This is a genomic window from Streptomyces durmitorensis (genome assembly GCF_023498005.1).
Taxonomy (GTDB): Bacteria; Actinomycetota; Actinomycetes; order Streptomycetales; family Streptomycetaceae; genus Streptomyces; species Streptomyces durmitorensis.
Window position 1 is genome coordinate 288,348 of sequence record NZ_CP097289.1, and the last position, 15,729, is coordinate 304,076.

Consider the following 15,729-nt stretch of genomic DNA (forward strand, 5'->3'; position numbering starts at 1 on the left):
GCCCCTAGGCTCTGCGACCTTCGTGTGCCCTGGGGGGCTCGTGAACGGTCTCCGTGCGGTCGTCGTCTGCCTGGTGATCGCGTGGGCCGCAGCCGTGTCGCCGGCCGCCGCTGTGACGCCGGCCGCTACCGCGCGGCCGGACTGGTCGGCGCTGCCGGTGCCGGCCGCGGCCCCGCCGGTGACCGTGTCCGACCTAGCCTCCTGGGGTCCGGGCGAGGCGTGGGCGACCGGTTACGAGCACGCCGCCGATGGACTGCGGCCGATGCTGTACCGGTGGGACGGCAGGGCGTGGAGCCGGGACACCGGCTCCCCCGGCGCCGGTGAGCCCGGCTGGCTCGGCAAGGTGCAGTTCGTCGGCGAGGAGGTGTGGATCTTCCACAACCGCGGGGGCGCGGGGGAGATCCTGCGCCGGTCGGCGGAAGGGTGGAGTACCGTCCCGCTGCCGCAGACCCCGCTTGTCCCCGGGCCGGACTTCCTTGCCTGGGACGGTCAGTCGTTCACCGAGTACAGCGAACCGGCGGTGGCCGGGGAGGGCGACTCCTCGGACCTGCGGCCTGCGCCCGTGCCGGGCGCCGCGACGGTGTGGTCGGTCGGCCGCGCCGCCGGTCCCGAGGGCACCTTCGCCCCGCGCATCCTGCGGTTCGGCTGAGGCGGCTTCCCGGTCAACTCGCTTCGGGCAGGGCGTGTTCGAGGAGGATCTCCGCTGCTGCCCGTGCGTGCCGGCCGTAGTCGGCTTCGTCGAGGACCATGGCCCGGCTGGCCGCGCCGTCCGCGAGGGTGACCAACTGCTCGGCGAGTGCGGCGGGTTCGCGGCAGCCCAGTCCCGCCACCAGGGCGGTGACCAGCCCTACCATCCGGAGCTTCTGTTCGCGGGCGTAGGAGTGCACCGCGCTCGCCGGGTCGGGGAACTCCGCCGCGGCATCGATGAACGGGCACCCGCGCACCGGAGCCGCGTCCGTCGCGAGCGGGCCGAAGAGTCCGAGGATCCGTTCTCGCGGCGGGATGTCCTCGCGGGTCAGCACGCTCTCCAGGGTGACTCCCGAGGTCGCGAGGTCCTGGAGGTGGGCGACCACCAGGTCGCTCTTGGTCCGGAAGTGCGCGTAGAGCGTGCGCTTGGACACCGGCGCTTCCTCGGCGACCTGCTCCATGCCGGTCGCGTTGATCCCCTGGGTCGCGAACAGATGGGCGGCGGCGACCAGGATCCGCTCCCGTCCGCCGCGGCCCCGCCGTTGAGATGTCGTCGTCGCCGCACTCATGGCGGAAGTATACGCACTCGTTTACTTAGCTGAGAGTTACCTGCTAGCGTCGACCTCGTAAGTAAACGCATACGTTTACATCCATCGATTGAGGGGTGCCCCATGAGCCGGCTGGTTTCCACCGAGTTGAGCGGCAGTGCGGACAAGCTGATACGCGGCCGTCACGCGACGCGTGCGTTCCGTCCGGACCCGGTGCCCGAGGACACCATGCGCACGATCTTCTCGCTGGCCGGCGCCGCACCGTCCAATTCCAACGCGCAGCCGTGGCAGGTGGAGGTGGTGAGCGGCGCGAGGCGCGCACGCCTGGCGGATTCCCTTCAGGCGGCCCACGCCGCCCAGACCACCTCGGTCGACTTTCCGTACTCCGCGGACATGTACGCACCGGTGCACAGGGACCGACAGGCCGCGTTCGGCGCCGAGTTGTACGGAGCGCTGGGCATCGGCCGCGACGACCACGCAGCACGTGCGGCGTACGACGCGGAGAGCCTGCGCTTCTACGGCGCGCCCCACGCCGCGTTCCTGTTCGTCACCGGCGACGGCGGGGCCCGGCTGGCGGCGGACGTCGGCGCCTACATGCAGACACTGCTCCTGGCGATGACCGCGTACGGCGTGGACAGCTGCCCGCAGGGATTGCTGAGCTTCTACGCCGACACCGTCCGAGCCGAACTCGGCGTCACCGGAGGAAAACTGCTCGTGGGCGTCTCCTTCGGTTATGGCCATGAGACCGCACCGGTGAACCGGGTCACGACCGACCGCGCCGCGCTCCATGCGACCACGGCTTTTCACGACTAGAGAGCTGAACGGGCCACACACCCCGAGGCCGGGTGCCGCCCCCCGACACCATTCACTCCGGGCAGTACTCCGCCTCGATCACCGCCTGGCTGTTCCCCGCCCAGTCGCCGTTGAAGTTGAAGGCGAGCGAGTGCTTGCCGTCCGGTGTGGTCACAGCTTGGGACGCCGATCCCTGGATGTTGCCGCCGTGCCCCCAGACCGAAACGCCGCAGGACGGCTCGAACTTCATCAGCCCAAGACCGTAGCCCGTGATCAGACCGGCCCCGCTGACCGGGACGGTGGTCTTCATCTCCTTGAGCTGCTGGGCAGGCAGCAGCTTCCCGCCCAGCAGGGCCGAGTAGAAGCGGTTCAGGTCACCGGAGCCGGAGACCATCGCACCCGCCGAACCCGCGGCCGACGGATTGAGCTCGGTGACGTCATGGGTCGGGTCCGTCGGCTTCGGCGCCAGGGAGAGCTTGGAGTACGCGCGGGAGCTCGGCTTCGGCATCGACGAGGCAGTGCGGGGTACGGAAGTGGCGTACAGGCCAAGCGGCTTGACGATGCGCCGCCCGATCTCGTCCTCGTACGAGTGGCCCGAGACCTTCTCGACGATCATTCCGGCCAGTGTGTAGTTGGTGTTCGAGTAGCTCCAGCCCGCGCCCGGCTCGAAGAGCGGTTCGTGGCGCATGGCGATACCCACCAACTGAGCGGGGGTATAGGTGTCGTAGCGGTGCTCCAGGAACTTCTCGGTGAAGCCCCGCTCCAGGAAGTCCGGGTCGGCGGTGTAGCTGAAGATCCCGCTGGTGTGGTTGAGCAGCTGCCGCACCGATATCCGGCGGCCGTCGTGACCGTTGCCCTCGACCACGCCGGGCAGCCACTTGTCGACCTTGTCGTCGAGGTCGAGTCTGCCCTCCGCCTCCAACTGGAGGAGCACGGTGGCGACGAAGGTCTTGGTCATGCTGCCGATCCGGTAGCGGTCGACCGCCGAGCGCGGCGCGCCCGTCTTGAGGTCCCCGACGCCCGACGTGCCGGTCCAGATCGAGTACCGGTCATCGACCTGCCCGGTGGCCCCGGGCACCCCGTCCTTGACCGCGGCGTCCAAGGCCTCCTGAGTCCGCGCATGTCCCACGCCGGCGTCGGCCGCCGCAGGCGAGGTGAACGAAGCGGCGGTCAGAGCCGCCGCAGCCGCCAGCCCCACCGCTCCCATCCGTGCTGTGTGCCCTACCATCTGCTGACCCCTTCGGTCGCTGCGATCAGTGGCAACGGCCGTACCGCGCGGCACAGCGGTTGCCGGTTCCTGAACCGGATGACCGGAAGCTAGGGCAGCGGGCCCGACCGCGGCTTCGTCGTGGCGGACAACGTGGGGCCGGACACTCATCGGGGGCCACGAACAGCGCAGAAGGGCCGGGTCAGGTCGCGGACCCGCCCCGGCAGGGCCTCACGCAGGACGCGGCAGGTCCATCAGCTTGAGCTTGTCCGGGTCGACCATGGCCCTGATGCCGGTGATCCGGCCGTCGACGACGGTGAATGCGAGGACCGACGCGGGGACACCGTCCTCGCGCCAGGAGATGATCCCCGGGAGGCCGTTGACGAGCACCGACCGCCCCGATGCGGCCGCGCTCGCGGACAGTTGCGCGCCGGCCGCGACCTGGGTGGCACCAAGGACGACGACTTCTCCGGACGGGGTGTCGAGGGTCAGTTGCACCTCGGGGTCGAGCACCCGCAGCAACTCCTCGAAATCGCCGCTTCGGGCCGCCGACAGGAAGGCCTGGACCACCTCGCGCTGCTCCCGTCCGGCGCTCGTCGGCCGCTCGATCGTCTGCACCTTCCTGCGGGCGCGGCTGGCGAGCATCTTGGTGGCGGCGGTGGACTTGCCGAGGATCTGGCCGATCTCGTCGAAGGGCACCGCGAACAGGTCGTGCAGCACGAACGCCAGCCGCTCGCTCGGCTTGAGGGACTCCAGGACGACGAGCAGCGCGAGCCCGACCGAGTCGGCGAGCACCGCGTCGTCCTCGGGAGCAGGACTGTCGTCGAGCGTCACCACGAGCTCGGAGAGGCGGTCGTCGTACGACGCCTCCGGGCGGGCCTGGCGCGAGCGCAGGACGTCGAGGCTGATCCGGCCGACGACCGTGGTCAGCCAGCCGGCGAGGTTGTGGATGGCCGTCGCGTCCTGGCGGGAAAGGCGAAGCCAGGCCTCCTGGACCGCGTCCTCGGCGTCGGCGTGCGATCCGAGCATGCGGTAGGCGACCGCGCGCAGCCGGTCGCGCTGGGCCTCGAACGTCTCGGCCATCGGGTCCGTCGGCCTGGTGTCAGTCATGTTGTTACCTTCCTCGGCGCTGCTCCGTCATGGGTGATGACGGGCCCCAAGGGGCGCAGGTAACCGATGAACCCAGCGATGAAGGAGCAGGACCGATGGAAGCACGTTTGAAGAGCCCGGCCGATCCCGACGTGATGACAGCAATTCAGCACCTCTACAAGGCGATTCACGCCGGGGGCGTGGACGGGCGGCTGCTGTCCCTGGTCCATCTGCGCACCAGCCAGATCAACGCCTGCGGCCCGTGCGTCTTCGCCTCGACCGAGGCGGCGACAAAGGCCGGTGAGACAGCCGAGCGGCTGCACAACGTGGTCGCGTGGCGCGAGACGCCCTTCTACACCGAGCAGGAGCGCGCTGCCCTCGCCCTGACCGAGGCCGCCACCCGTATCCAGGACGGCGCACCGGGCGTGACCGACGAGATCTGGGACGCCGCGGCCGACCACTTCAACGAGCGGCAACTCGGCGCGATCACCCTGGAGATCGCACTGACCAACTTCTTCAACCGGCTCAACCGCACGGTCCGGGAGCAGGCAGGCAAGACCTGGTGAGCCGGGCGGGGCGGTGAACCGGTCAGCGGCGAAGTGCCTTCGTACCGGACCTCGTGGACGCGCTCGGCGTCATGCCCGAAAGGACGCTCCTCTCGTGTGATGTCAACAGAGAGGTGGCCCGTCGTGCGTGCAAGTGAGCGGGAAGAACGGCCCGACTCCGTTGCCCGGATGCCCGCTTCACAGAAGGAGCCCGCGTCAGGAATCACCGCGTCGGGCGCGCACGAGGCGGCTCCGGCGATCCCCGGCCGTTCGATGGACGGGGCCCGGATGCTGGCGCTCCAGCAGGACGTCGGCAACTCCGTGACCCCACGGTGGCCGCCGGTGTCCACAACTCGGGGGGACATGGAACTCGAAGCGGACGGCGGCGAGCCGGCTGAAGAGTGCGGGGCACGGCTCCGCGAGCATGATCGTGTTCAGGCATGCGGAGAGGGGGCACGTACACGCCGTCGCCGGCGTCAACTACCAGGGCAAGGTCGTGTGGATCGATCCCCGGATGGGGCGGGTCAGCGCGACGCCCATGTACAAGGGCGATCTCTTCATGTCGATCACGCTGGACCCCCAGTTCACACCGGTGGACGCCCCGGCAAGCCACCCTACGGCGCTGCACGTGCAGTCCGGCCACCGGCAGCTCCGGACACCCGCGGCCCGCGGCAGCAAGGGAGGGATCCGTAGAAACCCCGCACCCTTGCGCCGGACGCTGCCCGAGTGGTCCGCTGATGCGCATGGGGAAGAGGAGCATTGCCGCAATGACCGCCGCCCTCGTCGCGGGGTCCCTTCTGACGAGCGTACCGAATGCCGGTGCGCAGGACGCCGAGCACGGCACCAACAGCTCGTCGACGCCGACCGGGGCGCCTCTCGCACCTGGAGTCGACCTGGACACCGTGACGATTCCGCAGTTACAGGCACGCATGGCGGCCGGTTCGCTGACCTCGTCGACGCTGACGCGGGCCTATCTGCGGCGGATCGAGAACGTCGATCCCAGGATTCACGCGGTGCTGCGCACCAGCCCGACGGCCCTGCGCCAGGCGGCCGCCAGCGACGCAAGACACCGGCACGGCAAGACCCTTGGGCCGCTGGACGGCATCCCCGTTCTGCTCAAGGACAACGTGAACACCCGTGACATGCCGACGACCGCCGGATCGCTCGCGCTCGCCGGGAGCCCGCCCGGCACCGATGCCGCGCTGGTGACCCGGCTGCGGAAGGCGGGGGCGGTGATCCTCGGCAAGACCAACCTGTCGGAGTGGGCCAACTTCCGTGCGGCGAAGCCGACATCGGGCTGGTCGGCCGTGGGCGGGCAGACCAACAACCCCTACGTCCTCGACCGCAACCCGTGCGGTTCCTCCTCCGGCTCGGCGGCGGCGCTCGCCGCGTCGTTGTCGCAGGTGGCGATCGGCACCGAGACGGACGGCTCCATCGTGTGCCCGGCCGGGATGAACGGCGTCGTCGGCCACAAGCCCAGCCTCGGCCTGGTCAGCCAGTCGGGGGTGGTGCCGATCTCGGCCGAGCAGGACACGGCCGGGCCCATGGCACGCAACGTGATCGACACCGCGCTCACGCTCTCGGTGCTGAGCGGTGGCGAGAGCTCGCGTGGTGACGGCGCCCGCTCAGGCGCCCTTCGGGGTCTCCCGGTTCTCCAGAGCAACCCGGGCCCGTCGTCCGGCCTCCCGACCGAGGACGACGCGGCGGCGGACCACGGAACCAGCCTCCGCGGCAAGCGGATCGGCCTGTGGCGCCTGCCCTCGCTCGGAGCCGACGTCGACGCGGTGATGACCCGTACGGCGAAGAAGCTGCGCAAGGCCGGAGCGGTGGTCGTCGAGGTGACACCCCCCTACCAGGCTCGGCTCGCCGAACTCGAATTCCCGGCGCTGCTCAGCGAGTTTCACCGGGACATCGACGCCTACCTCGGCACGCGTGAAGGCCCCCGGAATCTCGCCGAGCTGATCGAGTTCAACCGCAGCAGCCCCGAGGAACAGACCTGTTTCGCCGGCCAGGAGCTGTTCGAGCAGGCACTCGCCGCGCCGCCCACCACCGACCCCACGTACCGGGCGATGCGCGCCGAGTTGAAGGACCTCTCCCGTCGCTCCATCGACGAGACCATGGCTGCCCACCACCTGGACGCCATCACCGCGCCCACGAACCCGCCCGCCTGGACGACCGACTGCGCCCGCGGCGACAACGACGTCATCCCCTCCTCCACGCCTGCGGCCGTCGCCGGATATCCGTCCCTCTCCGTACCCGCCGGGTCCGTGAACGAACTGCCGGTCGGCCTGCTCCTGATGGCCGGCGACCACCAGGACGCCAAGCTCCTGTCTCTGGGCGCCGCAGTGGAACACCGGTTGAAGGCCTGGCGAGCACCGCGCTACCTGCCGACGGCCGGGCACGTCGCGCCGCGGGGCGGGGCCGTCGCCGATATCAGGTAGCCGTCGATCGTCTGCTGTGCGCAGGGGCCGCTGGAGTACGTCCCGTGGCCCCAACCCTTGTGCTGCGGGTGGTCAACGGCTCAGACGACGATGACCCGGCGCCCGCGCGTGTGGCCCGCACGGCTGTCGATGTGCGCCGCCGCGGCCTCGGCGAGCGTGTACGACTTCTCGACCGGGATGTGGAGCTTTCCGCGCGCGATGAGGTCGGCGGCCTCGGCGAGCGCTTCCGGCACGCTCCCGGCCACGCCGGAGAATCGGACACCGAGTTCCGGCGCAGCGAGGTCGGCGATGGAGATCACCTTCTGCGGATCCCCGGTCAGCTGGACGAGCTCGTGGATCACACCCGACCCGGCCAGGTCGAGAGCCGCGTCGACCTGACCGAGCCGCCGCACCCGCTCGACCCAGCCATCGCCGTACGTCGTCGCGACAGCACCCAGGCTGCGCAGATAGTCCTGGTTCGCGGCCCCACCCGTGCCGATCACCGGGATGCCTCGGTCGCGGGCGACCTGCAGCACCGCCGATCCGACTCCCCCGGACGCACCGCTGACCAGCAGCGTCTGGCCGGGCCGCACACCGACCTCGCGGATGATGCGCAGCGCGGTCTCCACCACGGAGGGGTAGCCGGCCGCCTCTTCGAACGTCAGGCCCTCGGGCATACGGGCCCAGGCGGACAGCACGGCGAACTCGGCGTAGGTGCTGGCCCCTTCGCCGAACACAGGGTCGCCGACCTCGATTCCTTCGACGCCCTCCCCTATCTCGTCCACCACCCCGGAGGCGTCCAGCCCGACGCCGGAAGGCAGCTCGATCGGGTGGGCCTTGAGGAACTGGCCTTCACGGATCCTCCAGTCGACGGGGTTCACGCCCGCCGCCCGCACGGCTATGCGTACCTGGCCGGGGCCCGCGTGGGGCTCCTCGGCGTCTATGAGTTGCAGAACGTCCGGACCGCCGAACTCGGCGAAGCTCACTCTCTTCATGCGACCGACCGTAGCACTAACGGTTAGCGTTTTGTAGTTGTTAGGGCTTTGTATCTGATAGCGTCAGATCATGACCGAGCCGCCCGGACGCCGCGAACGCAAGAAAGCGGCGACCCGTCAGAAGATCGCTGACAGCGCCCTGCGGCTCTTCCTGGAACGTGGATACGAAGCGGTGGGCATCCGTGACGTGGCCGCCGAGGCCGATGTGGCCGTGACCACGCTCTTCTCCCACTTCGCCTCGAAAGAGGCCCTGGTGTTCGAGCAGGACGACGACTTCGAGCAACGCCTCACACGGGCGGTCACCGACCGGGCTCCGCACGAACCGCTCATCCCCGCGCTGCGCCGCGAGGTCCATGCCCTGGTACGCCATTGCACGGCGGACGGCGCCGCCCCGATCTGGCGCATGATCGACGCATCGCCCGCCCTGCGGGAGTACGAGGAGTCGATGAGGCTGCGCCATGCGGAGTCGCTGGCCACGGCCATCGCCGCCGATCCCGGCCTGTCACGGACCACGACGGCCTGCCGGACGATCGCGAGGTTCGCGATCGACGCCCATTCACTGGCCCGCGAGGCGGCCGACCCGGAGGCCGCCGTGGACGAGATCTTCCGGATGATCGAAGCGGCCTGGGAGGTCACCCACCTGCCTCACCGCGCGTGAGGAACTGCTCCCCCTGACGCCAAGGCCGCAACCGCGGGGATCGCCCCGAAGGCGTCGCGCACGTTCCGGATGAGTGCCGCGCGGTCCTGGCGCGCGGCGTCCGACGCAGTCCAGGTCTCCAGCGCACAACGCCAGGCGGCGAGCATGAGGTCGAGCAGCAGGCGCAGTTCGGTGCGGCCCAGGGGGTGCGGTGCGAGTCGGTCCGCCACGATCCGGACGACCTGCTCGGACACCTCGGAGCAGTGGCGCAGGCTGTGTGCGGTCAGCGCCGGAGTGCGGTCGGCGAGGCTTCGGCTGACCAGGAAGCGCCGTTCCCACCCGTCGGCCATCTGCTCGACCGCAGCGAACAGCGCACCTTCGTAGGCACTCAGCAAGTGCTCGCCGGACAGGGGCCGCGACTCGATGTCCGCGGTGTATGCCGCCCACAGTTCCTTCTCCGGAGCCAGCGCCACGTCTTCCTTCGAGGGGAACGTACGGAAGAAGGTGCGCTTGGAGACCTCCACCGCATCGACGATCTCGTCCAGCGTGACGGCGGCGAAGTCCCGCTCGGCGAACAGCTCCAGGGCCGCGTCGACCAGGGCCTGGCGCGTCCGCAGCTTCTTGCGCTCACGCAGCGGTAGGTCCTTCGGGGCGTTCTCCACGGGCGCAGCCTATCAGCAGCTATTGCCCCTTGTAGGCTTATGCCACTCAGTGGCACTATCTCTCACCATGAAGGCACTGACGATCGATCACACGTCACCCGGACACCTCGCTCTCACCGCGGTGGCCGACCCCGAACCCACCGCCCACCAGGCCCTGGTGGAGGTCCACTCGTTCTCCCTCAACTCCGGCGAGGTCCATCACGTCGTCCCCGACGGCGCGGCCGGCACGGTGCCCGGCTGGGACGCCGCAGGTGTGGTGGTCCGGGCGGCCGCCGACGGTTCCGGCCCTCCGGTCGGCACCCCCGTCGTCACCTTGGGACCCGACGGCGCATGGGCCGAACTGCGCGCCGTGGACACTGAGTTGATCGGGACGGTGCCCGAGGGAGCCGACCTGGGCCCGATCAGTGCACTGCCCGTCGCGGCGGGCAGTGCGCTGCGTGCGCTGCACCGCATCGGCCCGATCCTGGGACGGCGGGTGCTGGTGACCGGCGCGGGCGGCGGCGTCGGCCGCTTCACCCTGCAACTCGCGGCCCGGGGCGGCGCGCATGTCACCGCGGTGACCAGCGACCCGGCGAAGGCCGACTCACTGCGTGAGCTCGGGGCCCACGAGATCGTCACCGACCTGGCCGCACTTCAGCACATCGAACCGGTACACGGCGTGGTCGAACTCGTCGGCGGCGCACACATGGTCGCCGCGCACGGCGCCCTCGCCGAGCACGGGGTGCTGGTCGCCGCGGGGCACATATCCGGTGAGGGGGAGCAGTTCCCCTTCGGGGCCCTCTTCGGCAACGCCCATCGCCACAACCGTCAGATCGCCACGTTCTACCTGCTGGACGACTCAGCGGGTCTCGGGGCCGATCTCACCTGGCTCGCCGCGCTCACCGCCCGCGGCGAACTGGATCCGCAAGTCGCCCTGCGCACCGACTGGACGCAGGTGGCACGGGCGGCCACCGAACTGGTCGACCGCCGCGTGCCGGGCAAAGCCGTCATCGACGTCCGCTGACAGGTGAAGCCGGTTCTTCACGGCCTTGCCCTCGCTCCGGTCGACGCGGCTCAGAGTATGCCGCCCGGGCTCGCAAGGCGCTCGATGGCCGTGAGCACCTGGCTCGCGCCGTCCTCCTGGGCGAGCGCGGCGGCGATGTCGCGGGCGCGTGCGCGGAAGGCAGGGCTGTGCACGGCTGTGGTGATCGCCTGGGAGAGGTGTTGCGCGGTCAGGTGCTGGTAGCGCTGGGGGCGTGGTGCGGCGCCCAGGGTGTGGAGGCGGGCGGCCCAGAAGTGCTGGTCCAGCTGGACCGGGACGGGGACAGACGGGACTCCCGCACGCAGTGCGGCCGCGGTGGTGCCCGCCCCTGCGTGGTGGACGACGGCAGCGGTCTGGGGGAACAGCCAGGCGTGGGGCACTTCTTGCACGGTGATCAGGTCGTCGTTCTCGGCGTGCAGGCCGCTCCAGCCGGCCTGGATGATGCCCCGTACCTTCGCGCGGCGCATGGCGGCGGCGAGCAGGGTGCTCAGGCGCTCGGCGTCGGCGGTGACGAAGCTGCCGAAGCCGGCGACGACCGGCGGCGGGCCCGCATCCAGGAAGTCCAGCAGCCGCGGGTCGGGCTCCCAGGAGGGCGGGAGTTGGGGCCACCAGTAGCCGCCGACCTCGTGCCCTTGGGGCCAGTCCGCCGGGCGAGGGACGACCCGAGGGCTGAAGCCGTGCAGGACGGTGCGCCCGCGCGGCAGGCCCAGCATGCCGCCCAACCTCCTTCGCGGCAGCCCCAGTTCGCGGCGCAGCGCACCGACGGCGGGGGCGAAGATCCGGTCGGTGCCGGCCCACAGGGCATGGGCGGCCAGGCGGTTGCCGTGCGATCCGAACGAGCGAGCACCGGTGATCATCGGCGGAAAGGCGCCTGTGGGCTGGACCGGCTGGAGGTAGACCCCGATGCTCGGCAGCCGCAGCGCCTCACCGAGCGTCGCGCACATCGGGTCGGTGACCGTGGAGCTCAGCACGACGTCGGTGCCTTCCCGTACGGCGTCTGCGACGCCGCGGCTCAGCCGGGGCATGAACGCCCTCGCCATCCGCGCCACTCGCGCCATGGCCACGGGTGGACTGACCGCTCTGGCCAGCCCTTGGCCGACCTGTGAGGCCAGCTCCTGGCGCGGGTCGACCGGCAAGGCCCGGAAGCCGAGTCCGTGCGCGGTCACCGCCTGCTCGAAGCGCTCATGGGTGGCGAGGGCGACCTCATGCCCCGCGGCGCGCAGCCGCACGCCCAGCCCTGTGTAGGGGGCGACATCGCCCCAGCTGCCTGCTGTCACGATCAGTACACGCACTTTGACAGGATGTCAGATCGCCTTCCACGGCGACTGCGTGCGCGGTCCAGTTCCGTGGCGACCAGGAGGCCGGGCAACTTGTCGAGCAGAACAAGGCTTTCCAGCTAGTGGCTCCCTCGTGCCAGGTGAATTGCCGACCCTTGGGCGAGGGTCAACATCTGCGGCCGTCGCGCAGCTCCAACCGCTCCCCCGGGAAACGCTCGCGGAAGCCGTGGTCGTGTGAGACCGCGACCACCGCTCCTGGGTACGCCGCGAGCGCCTCCTCCAGGTCCTCGACCAGGTCGAGCGCGATGTGGTTCGTCGGCTCGTCGAGTACGAGGAGGTCCGCCGACCGGGTCACCAGCCTCGCGATCTGCAGGCGCCGCTGCTGCCCCGCGGACAGCGCCGCCACCGGGACGTCCAGATCCTGCTCACGGAACAGCCCCAGTGCCAGCAGCTCATCGGCGTACTGCTCCGGCAGGCCGGCCCGACCCGCGGCGAAAGCGCCGAGCAGCGGGAGCCGCGTGGAGCGTGCGGGCAGTTCCTGCGCGAGGTACCCGATCCGGGCCGGTCGGCGCACCGTCCCCGCATCCGGCTCCAGGTCGCCCGCAAGGACACGCAGGAGCGTGGTCTTGCCTGCCCCGTTCTCGCCGCCGACCAGCAGCCTCTGTCCGGGCGCGATCGCCAGGCGTCCCTCCACGCGCAGCCGCTCGCCGACGCGCACTCCGTCGAGCTCGGCCAGGGGGAATTGCCTGCCCGAGCCGGGCGCAGGGGACCCTCCGGGATGCGCGCCGCCCGCCGCGGACAGGGCCGCGGTGAACCGCAGCGGTTCGGGCGGCGGAGCCACCGGGTTGCGCCGCAGGTGGGCAAGACGCTCCCGCACGGATCGCACCTGCCCGCCGAGCTTCGCCTCGTGCGAGCGGCGATGCTTGCCGAAGCCCTGCCGCGGGTCCCCGCCGGTAGTGGCAAGACGCCTCCCGGCTGCCTCCAGCAGCTCCTCGGCATGGGCCACCTCCTCACGCCAGGTGGCGTGCGCCTGCTCCGCGCTGCGCCGGGCGCCCGCCTTCGCCGCGCGGTATCCGGCCCAGCCGTCGCCGTACCGGTGCACCGTGCGCGCGTCCCGGTCGACCTCGAGGATCGTGGTGGTGATGCGCTCCAGGAAACCCCGGTCGTGGGTGACAGCGACGACGGTGCCGCGGTGTGCGCGCAGGTGCTCCTCCAGCCAGCGCACGGCGGCCGCGTCAAGATGGTTCGTCGGCTCGTCCAGGAGCAGCAGCTCGGGGGCGGCGGCCAGCACACAGGCGAGCGCGAGCCGCGACTGCTCGCCGCCGGAGAGCGAACCGAGCACACGATCGCGGGTGATCCCGGCAAGACCGAGCCCGTGCAGGGCGGCATCGACGCGGGCGTCCGCCTCGTATCCGCCCCGTTCCTCGTACGCGATCAGCAGCTCGCCATACGCGTCGAGTTCCTCCTGCGACGCCTCGCCGAGGTGTTCCTCCGCCGTGCGCAACCGGCACTCCATGCCGCGCAGTTCGGCCAGCGCGAGGTCGACGGCATCCTGCACGGTGCAGTCCGGGTCGAGGTCGAGGGTCTGGGCCAGGTGGCCGGTGCCACCGGGGAAGCTGACAGTGATCTCGCCCGTGTCCGGTGCCTCGACTGCGGCGAGCAGCCGCAGCAAGGTGGACTTGCCGGAGCCGTTCTCGCCGATGACGGCGGCCTTCTCCCCGGGGCGGACGGTGAAGGAGACCTGATCGAGGACGATTCGGGTGCCGTAGGACTTGGTGACGTCTTTGACGGACAGCTGCGCCACGGCAGCGGGCACAGCGGTATGGGCGCGTTCGGGCATGAGGCTTCCCTGGGAATGCGAAAGGGTCTACGGGCAGCAGAAACGGCGGCGGCGGCCGTGCCCGGACTCAGACGTAGTAGTAGAAAGCCATGACCCCACCATACAAGACGATGCGTCTCGTCTCCACTCGTATGTGTCACGCGTTCCGCGATCCGCACCAGGACGGGCCGCGGCAGCTGCCCCCACTCATCCATCCGACAGCCCCATCGATCGTCGCGATGGCAACTCCCAACTCCCGGGCGGCATCACCGATCGCGCACAGTGACGGCGGCAAACTCCCCTGTCCCCGCCCGAGATGAGGGTGAGTCTGCGCCCAGTGCGTCCCGCGCGCGGCCACAAGCACGTAGCCTTCGCTAACCGCACATGAGTTACTGCTGGTGCAGGTTGGGCAGCCAACATGCAGGGTGCGCTCAGATGCCCCCATCAGGAGTGCTCAGTCGTGGGCACGACCCGCCCCCGCACGACCGCGTGCGCTCACGAAAGGTCACTGCCATGTCAGACGTTCAGCCGGAAACTGCCGGAGTGCAGGCCCAGTACGCCGCCCGCGTAGCCACGGACCTGGAGACCAACCGCACGGAACAGGAGCGCATCGGAGCTGAAGTGGCAGCGCTTCAGGAGCAGTTGCAGTCACTGGAGAAGGACCACGCGTTGTTGTTGAGCATGCAGCAGGCACTGGGCTCGCCCAGCACCCCGGCGGCAGCCGCCAAGAAGACGTCAACCCGCAAGAAGGCGGTGCCCGCCCCCCGGGCAAGTGCGAACAACTCCAGCGCGGCCCGAACAAAGAAGCCCACTGCCACCAAGTCCAAGGACAAAGACAAGGACCAGGGCAAGGCGGCCAAGAGTGCACCCAAGGCCGTCGCGAAGAAGCCTTCCGCGCCGGCGGCAGGGCCGACCCTGGTCGAGCTGATCGACAACCACCTCGGCCGGCAGAGCGAGCCGCGCTCCGCCGCCGAGATCACCAGCGCGCTCGCCCAGGACCTCCCCGACCGCAGCATCAAGACCACCGTGGTGCGCACCACGGTGGAGGGACTGGTCGCCAAGGGCCGGGCTCACCGCACCAAGCAGGGCTCCTCCGTCTTCTACACCTCGGTCACCCCGGCGGAAGAGCCCGCCGCACCGCAGCCGGAGACGACCTCCACCAGCTGACAGGAGGTCGGCCGGGGTTCTGCCGAGCTCTGCCGGGACATTGCCTGACGGCGTCTGACCGTGTCTGACGGCTCACGCGGTGCGGCAGAGGGGTGAAGAGCGACCCCAGGCCGTCCCGGGTGCCCGCAGGGTGGCCTCTGCCCTGCGGCACCGGGACCGCGGTTCGTATGCGATCAAGCGCGGGGTGTGTCCTGGGGCCATGTCTCCGGGTGCCAGATCCCGGCACGCCGCAGTGACTGCGAGCAGTGCAGGAAGATCTCGTCTATCTCGACGACGAGCGCCAGTTGGGGGCGCTTGCCCTTGACGGTCATCGAGTCGAAGAACGGGGCGTCCGTCAGGATCCGTGCTCGGCCGTTGATGCGCAGGATGTCGGCACTGCCCGGCACCAGGTGGAGCAGCCCCACGTGCGGGTTGACGAGGATGTTGCGGAAGCTGTCGCCTCGCCGGTTGCCCGGGCGGTCGGGCAGGACGACGGTGCGCGCGTCCAGGGGGTGGACAAAACCTGGTGCGTCGCCTCGCGGGGAGGTGTCGCAGTTACCTTCCGCATCCGAGGTGGAGACGACGCAGAACGGCGAGCGGGCCAATATCCCCAGGTCGTCCGAGGTCAGTTCGTCGTGGACCTTGTCGATGACGATCGGGTGCGGCTCGCCGAGCAGTTCGGTCAGCTCTTCGCCCGAGCGGAGTTCTTGCCAGGTGTGCGGCGCCGTGGCGTTACCGCCGGAGGACGGGACGGTCATGGGTGTCGCGGCGTCGGGCACGGGGTTCCTCAAAGGTCGGCGAGCAGGCGAACAGACTGACGACTGCGCAAGTTAGGCTCACCTTACTGGAGTGTGAAACGGCTGATGAGCGTGGGCCCTGATCGC

General features: G+C 70.3%; 15 protein-coding genes and 1 pseudogene. 8 read left to right on the forward strand and 8 right to left on the reverse strand.

Annotated features, from left to right (window positions below; all coding sequences use genetic code 11):
• Positions 1-40: 40 nt before the first annotated feature.
• On the forward strand, positions 41-649 hold the full coding sequence (locus M4V62_RS00960) for a hypothetical protein (RefSeq protein WP_249585256.1): 609 nt from the start codon (positions 41-43) through the stop codon (positions 647-649).
• Positions 650-662: 13 nt separating this feature from the next.
• Here M4V62_RS00960 and M4V62_RS00965 read toward each other — a convergent pair whose 3' ends face one another.
• Positions 663-1,256, reverse strand: coding sequence for a TetR/AcrR family transcriptional regulator (locus M4V62_RS00965; RefSeq protein WP_249585257.1), 594 nt, complete (start codon positions 1,254-1,256; stop codon positions 663-665).
• A 102-nt stretch (positions 1,257-1,358) separates the two neighbouring features.
• Here M4V62_RS00965 and M4V62_RS00970 point away from each other — a divergent pair, with 102 nt between their 5' ends.
• Positions 1,359-2,048 (forward strand): nitroreductase, encoded by a 690-nt coding sequence (locus tag M4V62_RS00970; protein WP_249585258.1) that lies wholly within the window; start codon positions 1,359-1,361, stop codon positions 2,046-2,048.
• A gap of 52 nt (positions 2,049-2,100) precedes the next feature.
• On the opposite strand, the gene M4V62_RS00975 is transcribed toward M4V62_RS00970, so the two are convergent.
• Positions 2,101-3,234, reverse strand: a complete 1,134-nt coding sequence (locus M4V62_RS00975; RefSeq protein WP_249585259.1) for a serine hydrolase domain-containing protein — start codon at positions 3,232-3,234, stop codon at positions 2,101-2,103.
• 231 nt (positions 3,235-3,465) lie between these two features.
• Complete coding sequence (locus M4V62_RS00980) at positions 3,466-4,344, reverse strand: sigma-70 family RNA polymerase sigma factor (RefSeq protein ID WP_249585260.1); 879 nt, start codon at positions 4,342-4,344, stop codon at positions 3,466-3,468.
• A 95-nt stretch (positions 4,345-4,439) separates the two neighbouring features.
• Here M4V62_RS00980 and M4V62_RS00985 point away from each other — a divergent pair, with 95 nt between their 5' ends.
• The 3 genes and pseudogenes from M4V62_RS00985 (at position 4,440) to M4V62_RS00990 (ending at position 7,309) form a co-directional block, all read left to right on the forward strand.
• Complete coding sequence (locus M4V62_RS00985) at positions 4,440-4,889, forward strand: carboxymuconolactone decarboxylase family protein (protein WP_249585261.1); 450 nt, start codon at positions 4,440-4,442, stop codon at positions 4,887-4,889.
• 343 nt (positions 4,890-5,232) lie between these two features.
• A pseudogene (locus tag M4V62_RS43815) lies at positions 5,233-5,376 on the forward strand (toxin glutamine deamidase domain-containing protein); the annotation flags it as partial.
• Positions 5,377-5,611: 235 nt separating this feature from the next.
• A complete protein-coding gene (locus M4V62_RS00990; protein WP_249585262.1) occupies positions 5,612-7,309 on the forward strand; it encodes an amidase family protein in 1,698 nt (565 codons plus the stop codon).
• An 80-nt stretch (positions 7,310-7,389) separates the two neighbouring features.
• Here the strand turns inward: M4V62_RS00990 and M4V62_RS01000 are convergent, their stop codons facing one another.
• On the reverse strand, positions 7,390-8,283 hold the full coding sequence (locus M4V62_RS01000) for an NADP-dependent oxidoreductase (RefSeq protein ID WP_249585263.1): 894 nt from the start codon (positions 8,281-8,283) through the stop codon (positions 7,390-7,392).
• Positions 8,284-8,353: 70 nt separating this feature from the next.
• On the opposite strand from M4V62_RS01000, the gene M4V62_RS01005 reads away from it, so the two are divergent.
• Entirely contained in the window at positions 8,354-8,941 is a 588-nt protein-coding gene (locus M4V62_RS01005; RefSeq protein WP_249585264.1) for a TetR/AcrR family transcriptional regulator, read from the forward strand.
• On the opposite strand, the gene M4V62_RS01010 is transcribed toward M4V62_RS01005, so the two are convergent.
• A complete protein-coding gene (locus M4V62_RS01010) occupies positions 8,929-9,582 on the reverse strand; it encodes a TetR/AcrR family transcriptional regulator (protein WP_249585265.1) in 654 nt (217 codons plus the stop codon). The two genes, M4V62_RS01005 and M4V62_RS01010, sit on opposite strands and share 13 nt — an antisense overlap.
• A 67-nt stretch (positions 9,583-9,649) precedes the next feature.
• On the opposite strand from M4V62_RS01010, the gene M4V62_RS01015 reads away from it, so the two are divergent.
• Complete coding sequence (locus M4V62_RS01015; protein ID WP_249585266.1) at positions 9,650-10,585, forward strand: zinc-binding dehydrogenase; 936 nt, start codon at positions 9,650-9,652, stop codon at positions 10,583-10,585.
• A 50-nt stretch (positions 10,586-10,635) separates the two neighbouring features.
• On the opposite strand, the gene M4V62_RS01020 is transcribed toward M4V62_RS01015, so the two are convergent.
• Both M4V62_RS01020 and M4V62_RS01025 read right to left on the reverse strand, forming a co-directional pair.
• The gene (locus M4V62_RS01020; protein ID WP_249585267.1) at positions 10,636-11,895 is read right to left on the reverse strand and encodes a glycosyltransferase; all 1,260 of its coding nucleotides are present in this window, start codon (positions 11,893-11,895) and stop codon (positions 10,636-10,638) included.
• Between the two features lie 151 nt (positions 11,896-12,046).
• The gene (locus M4V62_RS01025; RefSeq protein WP_249585268.1) at positions 12,047-13,720 is read right to left on the reverse strand and encodes an ABC-F family ATP-binding cassette domain-containing protein; all 1,674 of its coding nucleotides are present in this window, start codon (positions 13,718-13,720) and stop codon (positions 12,047-12,049) included.
• A 492-nt stretch (positions 13,721-14,212) separates the two neighbouring features.
• Between M4V62_RS01025 and M4V62_RS01030 the strand changes: the two genes are divergently transcribed.
• The gene (locus M4V62_RS01030; RefSeq protein ID WP_249585269.1) at positions 14,213-14,866 is read left to right on the forward strand and encodes a hypothetical protein; all 654 of its coding nucleotides are present in this window, start codon (positions 14,213-14,215) and stop codon (positions 14,864-14,866) included.
• A 173-nt stretch (positions 14,867-15,039) separates the two neighbouring features.
• Here the strand turns inward: M4V62_RS01030 and M4V62_RS01035 are convergent, their stop codons facing one another.
• Positions 15,040-15,603 (reverse strand): MSMEG_1061 family FMN-dependent PPOX-type flavoprotein, encoded by a 564-nt coding sequence (locus M4V62_RS01035; RefSeq protein WP_249592649.1) that lies wholly within the window; start codon positions 15,601-15,603, stop codon positions 15,040-15,042.
• Positions 15,604-15,729: the final 126 nt, after the last annotated feature.